General features: G+C 62.0%; 13 protein-coding genes and 1 pseudogene. 2 read left to right on the top strand and 12 right to left on the bottom strand.

The genetic code is table 11. The features are described from left to right. Positions 1–209: 209 nt before the first annotated feature. Positions 210–398 carry a hypothetical protein gene (locus tag I6L36_RS13315; RefSeq protein WP_254203437.1) on the top strand — a complete coding sequence of 63 codons (189 nt, stop codon included), beginning with the start codon at positions 210–212 and terminating at the stop codon, positions 396–398. Here the strand turns inward: I6L36_RS13315 and I6L36_RS13310 are convergent. Beyond that, positions 362–1,631: pseudogene (locus tag I6L36_RS13310) on the bottom strand (IS3 family transposase). The gene I6L36_RS13315 and the pseudogene I6L36_RS13310 sit on opposite strands and share 37 nt — an antisense overlap. 99 nt (positions 1,632–1,730) lie before the next feature. Here I6L36_RS13310 and I6L36_RS13305 point away from each other — a divergent pair. Continuing rightward, the gene (locus I6L36_RS13305; protein WP_254203436.1) at positions 1,731–1,952 is read left to right on the top strand and encodes a hypothetical protein; all 222 of its coding nucleotides are present in this window, start codon (positions 1,731–1,733) and stop codon (positions 1,950–1,952) included. A gap of 93 nt (positions 1,953–2,045) precedes the next feature. Here the strand turns inward: I6L36_RS13305 and I6L36_RS13300 are convergent, their stop codons facing one another. The 11 genes from I6L36_RS13300 to norV form a co-directional block, all read right to left on the bottom strand. Further along, a complete protein-coding gene (locus I6L36_RS13300; RefSeq protein WP_216986717.1) occupies positions 2,046–3,266 on the bottom strand; it encodes an aromatic amino acid transporter in 1,221 nt (406 codons plus the stop codon). Between the two features lie 198 nt (positions 3,267–3,464). After that, positions 3,465–4,679, bottom strand: coding sequence for an aromatic amino acid transporter (locus tag I6L36_RS13295; RefSeq protein ID WP_043155441.1), 1,215 nt, complete (start codon positions 4,677–4,679; stop codon positions 3,465–3,467). A gap of 43 nt (positions 4,680–4,722) precedes the next feature. After that, positions 4,723–5,925 carry an ISL3-like element ISAeme19 family transposase gene (locus tag I6L36_RS13290; RefSeq protein ID WP_080988673.1) on the bottom strand — a complete coding sequence of 401 codons (1,203 nt, stop codon included), beginning with the start codon at positions 5,923–5,925 and terminating at the stop codon, positions 4,723–4,725. Positions 5,926–6,061: 136 nt separating this feature from the next. Next, on the bottom strand, positions 6,062–7,342 hold the full coding sequence (gene tnaA / locus I6L36_RS13285; protein WP_254203435.1) for a tryptophanase: 1,281 nt from the start codon (positions 7,340–7,342) through the stop codon (positions 6,062–6,064). Positions 7,343–7,429: 87 nt separating this feature from the next. Further along, a complete protein-coding gene (locus tag I6L36_RS13280) occupies positions 7,430–8,377 on the bottom strand; it encodes an IS30-like element ISAs2 family transposase (RefSeq protein ID WP_019706001.1) in 948 nt (315 codons plus the stop codon). A gap of 43 nt (positions 8,378–8,420) precedes the next feature. Beyond that, complete coding sequence (locus I6L36_RS13275) at positions 8,421–8,615, bottom strand: hypothetical protein (RefSeq protein WP_216986716.1); 195 nt, start codon at positions 8,613–8,615, stop codon at positions 8,421–8,423. Between the two features lie 203 nt (positions 8,616–8,818). After that, positions 8,819–8,890, bottom strand: a complete 72-nt coding sequence (gene tnaC, locus I6L36_RS22265; protein ID WP_223302601.1) for a tryptophanase leader peptide — start codon at positions 8,888–8,890, stop codon at positions 8,819–8,821. A 188-nt stretch (positions 8,891–9,078) separates the two neighbouring features. After that, positions 9,079–10,296: a 4Fe-4S binding protein gene (locus I6L36_RS13265; RefSeq protein WP_052814748.1), complete on the bottom strand. Its 1,218-nt coding sequence runs from the start codon at positions 10,294–10,296 to the stop codon at positions 9,079–9,081. A gap of 122 nt (positions 10,297–10,418) precedes the next feature. After that, positions 10,419–10,757 (bottom strand): DUF1971 domain-containing protein, encoded by a 339-nt coding sequence (locus I6L36_RS13260; protein WP_042864709.1) that lies wholly within the window; start codon positions 10,755–10,757, stop codon positions 10,419–10,421. A gap of 51 nt (positions 10,758–10,808) precedes the next feature. Beyond that, positions 10,809–11,975, bottom strand: coding sequence for an NADH:flavorubredoxin reductase NorW (gene norW, locus I6L36_RS13255; protein WP_053288905.1), 1,167 nt, complete (start codon positions 11,973–11,975; stop codon positions 10,809–10,811). Then, positions 11,972–13,456 (bottom strand): anaerobic nitric oxide reductase flavorubredoxin, encoded by a 1,485-nt coding sequence (norV, locus tag I6L36_RS13250; RefSeq protein ID WP_053288906.1) that lies wholly within the window; start codon positions 13,454–13,456, stop codon positions 11,972–11,974. Before norV ends, norW begins: the two co-directional genes overlap by 4 nt. Between the last annotated feature and the right edge of the window lie 5 nt (positions 13,457–13,461).

The following is a 13,461-nucleotide window of genomic DNA, read 5'->3' as shown; positions in this document are numbered from 1 at the left end:
GTATCAGGGATACTCGCCATATAAAACCCCATCGACCTTGTGTTCATCTGGCTTGCGGCCAAAAGGCACCATGTCCGTCTGTGCATACCCCAAATCTTGCAACATCCCCCACTCCGACCGCCCCATCATTTCGATGGAGTCGCGTCATCGTTCAGGCATATCTTCCCCTCGAGGCCCGTGCCAGGGCCCGATCACAGGAGCAATAGATAATGAAAAAAGCAGTAACGGCCGCCTTGCTGGCCATGATGATGGCGGCCTCGGTTCAGGCGGCAGACAAGGTGACCACGGTGCCGGTGCACTTCGCCAAAGGCGCGCACAGCGCCAAGGTTGACGGCACCTTCTCCGGTTATGACACCATCAACTACACTCTGGGCGCCAAAGAAGGCCAGTGGATTTGACCCCATAGGTCCAGACACTTTTTCCCGCTTAGGATTGTGATACCCGACTGCGCAGAAATTCCCGGGGTGAACGGTATCCCAAGGCGCTGTGCGGGTGGTGTTCGTTATAATGCTCAAACGCGATAGCCAAATTGCCTACCGCTGTTCGGCTATCCGGTTTTGGCATCATCTCGATATAGTCTCGCTTCATCGTCTTCACGAAGCTCTCCGCCATACCGTTGCTCTGTGGGCTTCTCACCGCAGTAGTTCTGGGCTCCAACCCGATTTCTCGTGCAAACGCGCGGGTCTCATGGGCTCGATACGCCGAGCCATTATCAGTCAGCCACTCCACCGGTGATGCCGGCAACGAATCCCCAAAGCGACGTTCGACAGACCTCAGCATGACATCTTGCACAGTGTCACTGTCGTAACCCCCAGTACTGGCCGCCCAGTCCAACGCTTCCCTATCGCAGCAATCCATGGCGAACGTGACACGTAGTTTTTCACCGTTATCACAGCGAAACTCGAAGCCATCTGAGCACCACCGTCGATTGCTCTCCTTGACGGCAACACGCCCCTTATGTGCCTGCTGGGCCAATGGTGCTGCTGGTTTTCTTTCCAGCAGCAAGCCATGCTCGCGCATTACGCGATATACCCGCTTAGCGTTTACCACAGGTTGTTCTGTTGCCTCAGACTGGCGCCGTAACAGCGCCCAGACCCGGCGATAGCCATAGGAGGGAAGCTCTGCCATCGCCTCCATGATACGGCCAAGTAAGGCTGCATCATCACGCTGGCGATGATGACGACCATCTTGCCAACCCGGTTTTCGATGAACACGAACGGATAGCTGCGCACGCGATACATTAAGAGCCTGGCTCACAGCACTTAATCGTCGTCCCCCGGCAACAAGGGCGCATGCGCAATCCATTTTTTTGCTCGACCATACTCCACGGCTTCTTTGAGGATCTCGTTCTCCATGGTCTTCTTCCCGAGCAGACGTTGTAGCTCTCGGATCTGCTTGATGGCAGCAGCCAACTCGGAAGCAGGAACAACATCCTCACCGGCGGTGATCGCCGTGAGAGACCCTTCTTGGAATTGCTTACGCCATTTGAAAAGCTGGTTTGCGTTGACGTCGTGCAAGCGAGCAACATGAGAGACGGTCATCCCGGGCTCAAAGGTCTGCTGCACGATGGCGATCTTTTCTTGTGGAGTCCGGCGTCGACGGCGCTCGGCCCCTGTTAACACTTCGACCATCTTCTCGTTGTGACTAGTACTGAACATAGCTCCAAGACTACCTCTTAAGTTAAGAGGGGCGAAGTGTCTGGATCTTCAAGGGGCCAATCTAGCCAGACCATGACTGTCGCCATCACCGGCAGCACCAATGCCAACTTCAACGTCTTCGCGCCGGGCGCCATCCCGGGTCAGGCCGAGGCTCTGGGCGGCGGCAACGTGGACACAAAATGGCAAGGCACCCTGCCCAAGTCGGGCAAGTACCTGATCCAGGTCTACCAGATGCGCGCCACCGCCCGTAAAGGCGCCAAGGTCCCCCACTCCCTGTCGGTCGGCATTCAGTAACCGACGCCAATATTGCCTGTGTGACAAGCAAGAAGGAGCCCATGAGGCTCCTTCTTTGTCATTGTGTGCTGGCACTGCGACCCGGGTCACGGCTCAGCCCTTGTAGGCGGGCAGCAGGTCCACCATGTTGAGCAGGTGGAAGGCGGCGGTCAGCACGCCGAACAGGATCACCAGGACGATCATGAAGAGGCCACCGGGGGCGCGGAAGCCCTCGCCACCTTCTTCGCGCCGGGCCGCCCGCACCTTCCAGGCCAGCAGGGGCGGGATGATGCAGGTCCACAGGGTCGCCACGGCGCCCGCATAGCCGATGGCCACCAGGAAGCCGAACGGGAACAGCAAGGAGAGCACCAGGGGCGGCAGGAAGGTCACCGCCCAGGACTTGGCGCGGCCACCCCGGCTGTTGTCGAACTTGAACAGATCCGCCAGGTAGTCGAACACCCCGAGCCCCACCCCGATGAAGGAGGAGAGGATGGCCGCCATGGAGAAGGCGTTGAGGGCGCTGGCCACCGCCTTGGACTCGATCACCGAACCGAGAGCCTTGAGCAGGGCATCCACGTTGCCCCCCTCCGCGATCACCGGGCCGAACTCGCTGCGGGGCAGGTTGCCAAAGACGCTCACCAGCCAGATGAGGTAAAACGCGAGCGCGATCAGGGTGCCCCCCAGAATGGCGCGGCTGGCGCGACGCTCTTCACCGTAGTAGGCGCGCATGGAGGAGACCGAATGGTGGTAGCCGAACGAGGTGAGCGCCACCGGCAGCATCACCAGGGCATAGGGGGCGTAGCTCACTTCGCTGCCCACCCGGTCGAGCAGCAGATCGAAGCGCACGTTCATCGACAGGCCCGAGATGCCGAAGGCAAAGCTCAGCCCCATCAGGATCACCAGCAACACCGAGATGCGGTCCACCGCCCGGGTGGAGTGCCACACCAGCAGGGAGAAGGCCAGGGTAAAGAGCACGGACGCCCACTGGCTGCCCATCCCCGTCATACCGTCGATGATGAGACCGGCCGAGGTGATGTAGGCATAGAGCAGGATGCCACCGACGAAATAAACGCTGAGATTGTTGAGGGCGTTGACCTTCTCCCCCAGCAGATCCCGGGTCACGGTATCGAAGGAGACGCGCAGGGGATAGCCCCGATAGGACTCCAGCAGCATCCAGCCGGAGACCGTCATCACCACCATGGTCAGTGCCACCGCGAGCATGGACCAGAGGGTCCAGGCGCCCGCCCCCGCACTCGGCAGCCCCAGCATGCCGGCCCCCACACAGACGCCGGCAATGATGCATGCCCCGCCCACCAACGATGGTTTCTGTTCCATTACTCCCCCAAACGGATTGTCGACTGGTCACGGCACACCGCCGTGCTTCTCCTGCGTTCGCCACTGCTGGCGCCGGGGGACTTTACCCTGCATGCCTTCGGGTATCAAATCCGGAGGGAAAATGGGGAGAAACGGACCGGATCCTGCGCCCCATCCGTGGAATATGCTCGGGATGGGGCCAGGTTCAGCACACCAGGGTCAACCGGTGTAGACGGGCAGCAGACCCGCCATGGCCATCAGGTGGAAGATGGCGGTAAGCACCCCGAAGACGATGACGGCCACCACCATGGGCTGGCCGCCGGGGGCCTTGAACCCCGCCTCGTCCGGGGCCAGCTCCCGGGACTTCTTCGCCAGCAGGGCCGGGATGATGCAGGCCCAAACGGTCGCCGCGGCCCCGGCATAGCCGATGGCCACCACGAAGCCGAACGGGAACATCAGGGAGAGCGCCAGGGGGGGCAGGAAGGTCACCGCCCAGGATTTGGCCCGCCCCCGGCGGCTGTTGTCGAACCGGAACAGATCCGCCAGATAGTCGAACACCCCGAGCCCCACCCCGATGAAGGAGGAGAGGATGGCCGCCATGGAGAAGAGGTTGATGGCCTGGGAGACCTGCCTGGACTCTATCACCGAGGCCAGCGCCCCCAGCAGCACATCCACGTCACCCCCCTTGGCGATGACGGGGCCGAAGGCGGGACGAGGCAGGTTGCCGAAGATGCTGAGCAGCCACAGCAGATAGAGCGCCAGGGCGATCAGGGTCCCCCCCAGGATCGCCTGCCTGGCTTTCTGCTCCTCGCCGTAATAGGCGCGCATCGATGCCACCGAGTGGTGGTAGCCAAACGAGGTGAGCGCCACCGGCAACATGGCCAGGGCGTAAGGGGCGCGGCCCAGCTCCTCGGCAAAGGAGTTGAACAGCTTGGCGGTGTCGACCTTGCTGGCAAGCCCGGAGACCCCGAACACGAAACTCAGCACCATGAAGACGATCAGGACGACCGAAATCCTGTCCACCGCCCGGGTCGAATGCCAGACGAACCAGGAGAACACCAGCACGAACAACACCGAGGCCAGCTGGCTATTGATGCCCAGCAGGCCGCCCAGGATGAGACCCGACGAGGTGATGTAGGCATAGAGCAAAATGCCGCCCACGAAATAGACGGTGAGGTTGTTGAAGAGATTGATCCTGTGACCGAGCAGATCCTTGGTCACCGAGTTGAAGGAGGCGGTCAATGCGTAGGGTTTCAGGGCTTCCAGCAGCATCCAGCCTGAAACCGTCATGACGACCATGGTAAGAATGATGGCGAGGGTTGACCAGCTGGTCCAGGCCCCGGCTCCCGCGCTCGGCAGCCCCAGCATGCCGGCACCGACACAGACGCTGGCAATGATGCAGGCCCCTCCGATGACGGACGGTGTTGATGTCATGTGTGTCACTCCAAATCTTTCACAGAGCAGTGAAAAAAAAGGTTCATCGCGGCTTTCCGGGGAAGGCCGCCTTGATTTTCAGAAAAAAGTATTCTGAGTCCCTAAATCCATATGCCATGCGCTTTATCACTTTGATCTTGTTGTTCACCCCTTCCAGCACACTCGTGTGCATCGGGTAGTTTGCACTCGCCAGGATCCCCCGCATATATTTCGATAAATTTCGACCAAATCGTTGCAGCGGCGCTAGCCCGCTTTCCTTCACCTGCCGCATCCAGCTCCGCCATCGTCGCCATCCTTCCCACACGCTCGGCGCATACCAGATGCCCTTCAACGCCTCTTTCAGCACGTACACCATCGCCAGCGGTTGATTCGCCGCCAACAGCTCCTGCAACTTCACATCCTGTTTTTCACTCAGCTTCGCCCGATTACGTAGCAGCAACCAACGCGCACTTTTGACCACTTTTCGCGCCGGTTTATCGCTTTTCAGTGCATTCGCCTGCTCCACTCGCACCCGGTCCACCACCTCTCGGCCATAGCGAGCCACCACGTGGAACAGGTCGTAGACCACCTCCGCCTGCGGGCAGTGTTGCTTCACCTCCAGGTCGAACGCCGTGTTCATGTCCATCGCCACCGCCTCAATCTGCTGGCATCGCTCGCCGAGCTGCTCGAAGAAGGGACGGATAGCGGCCCGACTGTTGCCGTGCCCCACCCACAGGACGCGGGTTCGCTCGGCATCCATGATCACGGTGGCATAGCGGTGTCCCTTGTGCAGGGCAAACTCATCCATCACCAGCCGCCGCACCTCCCCAAGTTCGATGGTGCCCACACTAGTCTGCAAACGGCGCTTGTCGATCTCCTTGATGGTGTGCCAACCGACCCCGGTGAGCTGGCTGACATGGCGGATGGGGAGGTACTGAACGAGCGCTTCAATCCAGCACTGCATGCGCCGGGTGAGGCGGGAGCCAGAGGGGAGCCAGTCGATATGTTCACTGACGCGACCACAGCGCAGACAGTCGACGCGGCGAACAGGCAGTTGTAACCAGACTTGTCGGTCAAATAGGTCTCGCTCACGCACCCGGCGGATACGTTGGTCGTGGATCAATGGCGTGGGTTGCAGGCATCGGCGACAACGGGGCAAGAAGTCGGCGCGAGGCTCAAGGGTAAACAGGGTGTGATGGTTGGCAGAAAGCGCTTGGGCGATGACGGTATAACCTGGCCAGAAGGAGGTAATATCAATATGATGCACGGCGACAGCAGGGTGATGGTGGTGGTGTGTTTGGCGACAACCAGTTTACCAGCACCCTGTCTGTCAACTTCCACTTTCCCAGGATCCCGCGAAGAACCAAAAAAAAGGGCACAGAAAAATCTGTGCCCCTGACTCGTTATGCTTCTATCAATTTTTTCTGCGTCTTGCCGGCTGACGGGTCGTTATGCTCGACCTCTTTCAGTCTGGCGGTGAAGTGGCGCAGCACGGCCGGCTCGTAAATGAAGTCCAGCCCCTTCACCCGGTGGGCGTTCTTCTTCACCTCGCCGAAGGCCTCGATGACAAAGTCCATGTGGGTCTGGGTATAGGTGGCACGGGGGATGGTCAGGCGCAGCAGCTCCGCCGGGCAGGGGTGCTGCTTGCCGGTGGCGGGGTCGCGCCCCAGCAGCAGGGAACCTATCTCCACCGCGCGGATGCCGGCGACCTTGTAGAGCTCGCAGGCCAGGGCGTGGGCCGGGAACTGATCCGCCGGGATGTGGGGCAGCAGCTTGCCCGCATCCACGAAGGCCGCATGGCCCCCCGCCTGCTGGCACACCACGCCGATGGCCTCCAGCCCGTCCACCAGGTACTGCACCTGGCCGATGCGATAGGCCAGCCAGTCCTGGCGCATGCCGTCCCGCAGGCCCACCGCCAGGCGCTCCATGGCGCCCCCTTCCAGGCCGCCATAGGTCGGGAAGCCCTCCTGCACCACGCACAGGGTGCGGCACTCGGTGTAGACGTCCAGCATGCTGTCATCCTTGAAGCACAGCAGCCCCCCCATCTGCACCATGGCATCCTTCTTCGCCGACATGGCGAGGCCGTCGGCGTACTTGTAGGACTCCCTGGTGATCTCCTCGATGGTCCAGTTCGCGTAGCCGGGCTCCCGCTGCTGGATGAAGTAGGCGTTCTCGGCGAAGCGGGCGGAGTCCATGATAACGGGGATGTCGTACTTTCTGGCGATCTCGTACACCGCCTTCAGGTTGGCAATGGAGACCGGCTGCCCCCCGGCGGAGTTGCAGGTGATGGTGCTGACGATGTAGGGCACGTTGGCGGGGCCCGCCTCCAGGATGGCCTCTTCCAGCTTCACCAGATCGAAGTTGCCTTTGAAGTCGGCGGTGACCGAGGTATCGAACGCCTCCCTGGTGTAGACGTTCTTCGCCACGCAGCAGTTGATCTGGGTGTGGCCCTGGGTGGTGTCGAAGAAGTAGTTGGAGAGGGCCACCATCTTCTTGCGATCCAGCCCCTTCTCCTGCTCCCGCTTCTTGATGAGCACGGGGATGTAAATCTGCTCGGCGCCGCGCCCCTGATGAGTGGGGATGGTCAGGGAGTAGCCGATGATCTCCTGCACCGCCTGTTGCAGGGCATAGTAGCTGCGGCTGCCGCTGTAGGCCTCGTCACCGCGCAGCATGGCGGCCTGCATGTCCTGAGTGATGGCGCCGGTGCCACTGTCGGTCAGCAGGTCGATGAAGACGTCTTCGCGAATTCAACTTCGAAGTGCGACACTCGCCTATGCCGCCTGACGGTACTCTTCGAATACCTTGACAGGCTGCCTGAATCCGAGACATTTCCGAGGTCGTAGGTTGAGCCACTGCTCCGCTCTCCTGACATCCTCGTCCGTGACCTCTCTCAGGTCTGTTCCCTTTGGGATAAACTGCCTCAACAGCCCATTGCTGTTCTCGTTCAGACCGCGCTCCCACGAAGAGTAAGGGTGCGCAAAGTAAGTCTCGGCACCCAGCGCTTCCTCTATCGCCTTGTGTTCGGCAAACTCGCCGCCGTTGTCAAAGGTGATGGTATGCACCTGCTCGATGTAGGGCGTTAACATCTCGATTATCGCATCCCGCACCACCCCAGCCTGTTTGCTCGCGACCCGCTTGACCAGATAGAGCCGGCTCTTGCGCTCCACCAGGGTGACCAGTGCACCTGTGCCTTGCTTGCCCAGCACCGTGTCCGCCTCCCAATCACCGAGCCGCTCCCGGCTATCGACGATAGCCGGCCGTTCATCAATAGAGCGGGCTTCCTTGATGGGAGAACGCAGGCTGCTCGCCCCCTTGCGGTAGCGCTTGTGGCCCTGGCGCAGATGGCGGTACAACTGGCCACCCCGGGCTTTGTCGGCGGCCACATGGCGGTATATCCACTCGTGACTCACCATGAGGCCTATCTGCTTGCCCACCGCGCTTATCTGCTCCGGGCTCCACCACCAGGCGAGTGTCAGCTCGACAAACTGGATGACATCGGCAGATAGCCGAGATTTGGCCGCACTGGCCCGTCGGTGGGTGGCGTGCTGATGCGCATTGTCTGGCTGGTAGCCCTGCGGCCCGGCGTTACGACGCAGCTCCCGGTAGAGGGTGGAGCGATGAACGCCAATGGCGCGTGCGGTGGCAAGGATGGACATCCCCTGTGCGCGAAGCACCGATAACTGGTATCGTTGCCCCTCGGTCAACTGCTGATAGCTCATGGTGATACTGCTTTTACTTTGGCGAGCAGAAGGGTACCACCAATCAGCAGTTGGCCACCTCTCGCCATTCATCCATGAGTGTCGCACTTATTATCTGAATTCCCGCTTCGCTGTCCAGCAGGAAGGGGTTCATGCCCGCCCGGACAATGGCCTCTTCCCGATAGGCACGGGTGGTGCGCTTGACCGGCTCGATGACACGAATACGGAAGGGTTCGGGCAGATGCTTGAAGTTTTCCATAATATAAACACCCCAGATTTAAATATTCAAAATGAGTCTCTTCCCCCGCCGAAAATAGAATGTCCGGCAGGTGGGAAATATTGGGAAATGGGTGCACGACATCGCCTCGCCAGAATAAACAGGCGAAGACGGGTGCAGCTATTTCAGTTCAGGAATGGAGGCGGGCTCTTGGCATGGCAGGCATGCCGCGCCGCCGCGGGGAATTACAGCGGGAAGAAGAACGCGATCTTATGGTCCAGGGTAAACCACTTGGGATAGCTGACCTTGATATTCATGTTGTTGCTCATCCAATTGATATTAACAACGCCAAATAACAGCACCCATTATGGTGGGGAGCGCTATATGATCAATTGCAATATGAGCAAAGTGGGATGGCGCTAACAATTTGGCGGGGGATTTTTATACAGCTTATTATCGCCAATCCGAAAGATCCCCCCATCATCCACCTTTTGCCCTTTCCCCCTCAGTGGCTCAGCCAGGGCAGCCGCTGCAACAACTCGTAGCGGTCAGGGATCGGTGTCTGGCTGACCCAGAGATCCAGCAAGCCGTAAGCGAGCAGCGGCAACACCAGCAGCAACAGACAGAGCAGCCCCAGCAGTTGGCGGGGGGCGAGTCGCTGCCCTTGCGTGCCAAGATGCAGGGCATCGGCCCGCTTGGGGCAGGCGGCCACGCAGCTCTGGCAACTGGTGCACTCGAGATTGCGCACCGCGATGAGCTGGTGCACCTGGATGCGCGAGGGGCAGGCCCGGCTGCACTTGTCGCAGTCGTGGCCCGCACTTCGCAGGCAGCGGGCCGGGTCGCGGCGAATGCGCAGTGGGGTCAGCAGGCCGAGCAGGGCGAACCAGGCGCCGTAGGGGCAGAGGTAGCGACAGAACCCTTGCCGGAAGGTGGCGGTGAGCAGCAGCACCCAGCCAAGGCACAGGCCCGAGATCAGGGTCAGGTTGAAGAAGAAGGCCCCCATCTTCATGTCCGCCGCCTGATGGTAGGGGCTGGCGAGGTAGCCGGGCAGGGCGGCGGCGGGTACCGCCAGCAATATGATGAAGAGCAGAAAGCCGAGCACCAGAAACTTCTGGCCGCGCAACACGGCATCGAGCCAGCGCGGCGGGGTCCACTCCCCCGGCAACAGGCGCGAGCGCAGGCCGTGCAGCCACTCCCCCACCAGCCCGAGCGGGCAGAACCAGGCACAAAACGCCCGACCCAGCAGCAGGGCCGACAGGGAGAGCACCAGCACGGTGACGGTGGCCGCCGGGTGGTGGGGGTCCGTCAGCCCCTGCCCGAGCCAGGCCCGCAGCCCGAGACCACCTGCGATGGGCAGGAAACCGTCCACCACGTCGGGGCGCACCAGCCAGGGGGTCATCCCCAGCCCCAACTGTCCGATATGAACAACATATTGAACCGCCACCAACACCCAACACAGCAGCAATAGCTGCCTGGTGGCCGTTCTGAGACGTTGACTGTCTATGTGGGCCAGCATGAGTAGGGGGCGATAGCGCAGCCAGAGCGCCAGGGTCGTGGCCACCAGCCCCAGTGCGAGCCAGAGTACCGAATCCGCCACCAGCAGCCAGAGCGCGGCGGCCAACAGCAGAGAGAGCGTCCAGCCCCAACCGCTGCGGCCCTGCCACAACAACAGAACCAGATAGACCAGACCCGAGGTCATGGTCAGGGCTTCCAACAGGCTCATGCTTCCCTCACAGTGCTCATCCGAATCGAGGGGGCAGGATAACCAACATCTGAGTTGATGATTTTGATCTGCATGGGCAGAGGGGGCATTTGCCCGCTCCGCCCCCTCAGCCTTAAACCCCGTTATTTGCGGCTGTGGAACAGCGGCTGGTCGGATTCGGCCTGCTCGGCCCAGAAGTGGATGTTGAAGCGGGCATCCTCCGACAGCTCTACCCTGTGCCAGTACTGGGGCGGGCTGGTGGCAAACTCCCCGGCCCGGATCACCAGGCTCAGCTCGGGCTCTTCGGCCTGCTCATCGGCAAAGCCGTGATAGGTGACGGTGCCCTCCATCACGCAGAGCTGGCCGAACACCCCGGCCGCGGTGTTGTGGTGGGTGAGCAGGGCCTGGGGCACATTCTGGCGGGTGAAGAAGGGGGTGGAGCGGCGCACTACCCAGTGAGACGGAATCAGTTGCATGGCCATATCGGTTCTCCTCGCGTGGCCGGGTCGACCCGGCCGGTGCAATGAAAGGGGTTAACGGGGCAGCTGACGCAGCAGCGGGAAGGCGGCGCTCATCTGGTCGCCCCCCACCACGAAGCCGCACAGCTCGCCGGCTTGATCGCGCGCCTCGGCCACCATGCCGTGGCTGTTCCAGCGGCACTGCCAGGCGAGATCCTCGCCCTTGGTGCGGCCGGCCAACTGCAAGGGATAACGCGGCGTCTTCACCTTCACCAGCATGGGCGGCAGGGTCAGCGGGGTCGGCGTGCCGAGCAGGGTGCGCGCCAGCGCATTGGCCCCCAGCACTATGGGTTGCAGGAAGGGGAGCAGCTGGCCCCGCCACTGCACGCAATCCCCCAGTGCGAAGATATGGGGATCGCTGGTCTGCAGCCGATCATCGACCAGGATGCCGCGCTCCACTGCCAGCCCGGCCCCACGGGCCAGGGCCTGATTCGGCCGCAGGCCGATCGCGGCGATCACCAGATCCTGCTCGCTGATGCGCCCATCGGTCAGGGTGACGCGCCAGCCATCCCCCGGCTGGGCATCTATCCTGGCGAGACCCGTCCCGAACTGCAGACTGACCCCCTGGGTGCGCAGGGCCTGTTGCAGCGGCTCGGTCAGGGCGGCGGGCAGCAGGGCGCTTAAGGGGCTGTCGGCCAGATCCACCAGCGTCACCTCTTTTCCTGCGCTCGCCATGTCCATCGCCAGCTCGCAGCCGATGAGCCCCGCCCCCAGCACCAGGATGCGGCGGGCCTGGCGCAGTTGCGCCTCGATGGCGGCGAACTCCTGCTGGCTGTTGAGGGTGACCAGGGATTCGCTGCCCGGCAGATCGGGGCGCGCCGCACTGGCACCGGTGGCCAGCACCAGCTGGCCGTAGGGGAATTCCCCTCGTTCGGTCAGCACCAACCGCCGGGCAGGGTCGATGCCATGCACCGGGCAGTGGGGCAGCAGCGCGATGCGCTGCTGCTCGGCAAAATCGCTGCCGCTAAGGCGAGTCATGGCTGCGGCAGGGCAGCCCCGACTCACCACGTGGCTCAAGTCGGGCTTGTTGTACTCATCGCCGCTGTCGGCGGTGATGAGGCGGATGGGCTGCTCGGCGTTAAGCTTGCGCAGGCTCTTGACCAGTTGCTGGGCAGCGAAGCCGCTGCCGATCACCACTATCTCCCGGCTGATGCCGGCGTCACTCTGCGTTGCTGCGCTCATACACAGGCCTCCACGGCGCAGGGTTCAAATACCTCCTTGCCGATGCCGCAGCCGGGGCAGAGGAAGCTCTCCGGCACCTGGGCCCAGGGGGTGCCCGGCGCCACCAGCTGATCCGGCTCACCCTGGGCCGGGTCATAGACCCACTGGCAGACGGTGCAGAGCATGGCCTGGTCGTCATCCCATTCGGCGGCGGCCGCTGCGGCTTGCGGCTCAACAGCAGGCATCGCGGGGACGGGCGTCACGGTTGTCTGGGTTGTGGTGATCGGGCGGGGTGCGTCCAGCGGGTGTAACGCCCACTGACGGGCGAGCTGGCGGCCGTGTTCGCGGCATTCCGCCAGCGCCGAGCCATCCGGCCGCCACTTGGCCTTGAGGGAGAGGCTGATGTCAAAGCCTGCATCCATCAATCGGGTCTGGATCCGGTCCACCGCACCACCTGTCCAGCCGTAGCTGCCGAAGGCCGAGGCGCGCTTGTTACGGAAGCGCAGGCCGGTGATCTCTTCGAGCATGCCCGCCACCTTGGGCATCATGACGTTGTTCATGGTGGAGGAACCCACCAGTATCCCCTTGGAGCGGAACACCTGGGTCAGAATCTCGTTCTTGTCGTGGCGGGCCACGTTGTAGATCTTCACCGCCACGCCGGGGTCCACCTCGTGGATGCCCTGGGCGATGGCGTCGGCCATCATGCGGGTGTTGTTGGACATGGAGTCGTAGAACAAGGTGATGCGATCTTCCTGATAGTGGTCGGCCCACTCCAGGTATTTCAGGATGATCTGGGTGGGGTCCTCGCGCCAGACGATGCCGTGGGAGGTGGCCACCATACTCACCGGCAGGTTGAAGCCGAGCACCTCCTTGATCTTGGCGGTCACCAGGGGGCTGAAGGGGGTGAGGATGTTGGCGTAGTAGCGCTGGCACTGCTCCATCAGCTCGGTCTGATCCACCTCGTCGTTGAACAGGTGCTCGTCGCAGTAGTGCTGGCCGAAGGCGTCGTTGGAGAACAGCACCGCATCCTCGGTCATGTAGGTCATCATGCTGTCGGGCCAGTGCAGCATGGGGGTCTCGATGAACACCAGCTGCTTGCCGTTGCCGATGTCCAGGCTGTCACCGGTCTTGACCGGGTGGAAGTTCCACTCCGGGTGGTGATGATGGCCGGTGATGGAGTCGATGGCGTTGTGGGTGCAGTAGATGGGGGTGCCGGGGATGCGGGCCATCAGCTCGGTCAGGGCGCCGGCGTGATCCTCCTCGGCGTGGTTGATCACCACGTAGTCGATGGCGGCGAGATCGATCTCGGCCGCCAGGTTCTGCACGAACTCCCGGCTGAACTTGTGATCGACGGTGTCGATCAGCACGTTTTTCCCTTCGCGGATCAGGTAGCTGTTGTAGCTGGTGCCCTTGTGGGTCTTGTACTCGGTGCCGTGAAAGTCGCGTACCTCCCAGTCCCGTTGGCCGACCCAGTGGATGTTGTTCTTGACGTGAATGCTCATCAGGC

This window comes from Aeromonas sp. FDAARGOS 1406 (assembly GCF_019048565.1).
Classification (GTDB): Bacteria; Pseudomonadota; Gammaproteobacteria; order Enterobacterales; family Aeromonadaceae; genus Aeromonas; species Aeromonas caviae.
Note: the sequence above shows the minus strand (reverse complement) of the source record. Positions and strands in the feature narration are given on the sequence as shown.

What these genes read in the sequence shown, in the direction of transcription:
- I6L36_RS13315 (WP_254203437.1), top strand. Translation starts at nt 210, where the DNA reads ATGAAAAAAGCAGTAACGGCCGCCTTGCTGGCCATGATGATGGCGGCC.
- I6L36_RS13305 (WP_254203436.1), top strand. Translation starts at nt 1,731, where the DNA reads ATGACTGTCGCCATCACCGGCAGCACCAATGCCAACTTCAACGTCTTC.
- I6L36_RS13300 (WP_216986717.1), bottom strand. Translation starts at nt 3,266, where the DNA reads ATGGAACAGAAACCATCGTTGGTGGGCGGGGCATGCATCATTGCCGGC.
- I6L36_RS13295 (WP_043155441.1), bottom strand. Translation starts at nt 4,679, where the DNA reads ATGACATCAACACCGTCCGTCATCGGAGGGGCCTGCATCATTGCCAGC.
- tnaA (WP_254203435.1), bottom strand. Translation starts at nt 7,342, where the DNA reads ATGCAGGCCGCCATGCTGCGCGGTGACGAGGCCTACAGCGGCAGCCGC.
- I6L36_RS13280 (WP_019706001.1), bottom strand. Translation starts at nt 8,377, where the DNA reads ATGAGCTATCAGCAGTTGACCGAGGGGCAACGATACCAGTTATCGGTG.
- I6L36_RS13275 (WP_216986716.1), bottom strand. Translation starts at nt 8,615, where the DNA reads ATGGAAAACTTCAAGCATCTGCCCGAACCCTTCCGTATTCGTGTCATC.
- I6L36_RS13265 (WP_052814748.1), bottom strand. Translation starts at nt 10,296, where the DNA reads ATGAGCCTGTTGGAAGCCCTGACCATGACCTCGGGTCTGGTCTATCTG.
- I6L36_RS13260 (WP_042864709.1), bottom strand. Translation starts at nt 10,757, where the DNA reads ATGGCCATGCAACTGATTCCGTCTCACTGGGTAGTGCGCCGCTCCACC.
- norW (WP_053288905.1), bottom strand. Translation starts at nt 11,975, where the DNA reads ATGAGCGCAGCAACGCAGAGTGACGCCGGCATCAGCCGGGAGATAGTG.
- norV (WP_053288906.1), bottom strand. Translation starts at nt 13,456, where the DNA reads ATGAGCATTCACGTCAAGAACAACATCCACTGGGTCGGCCAACGGGAC.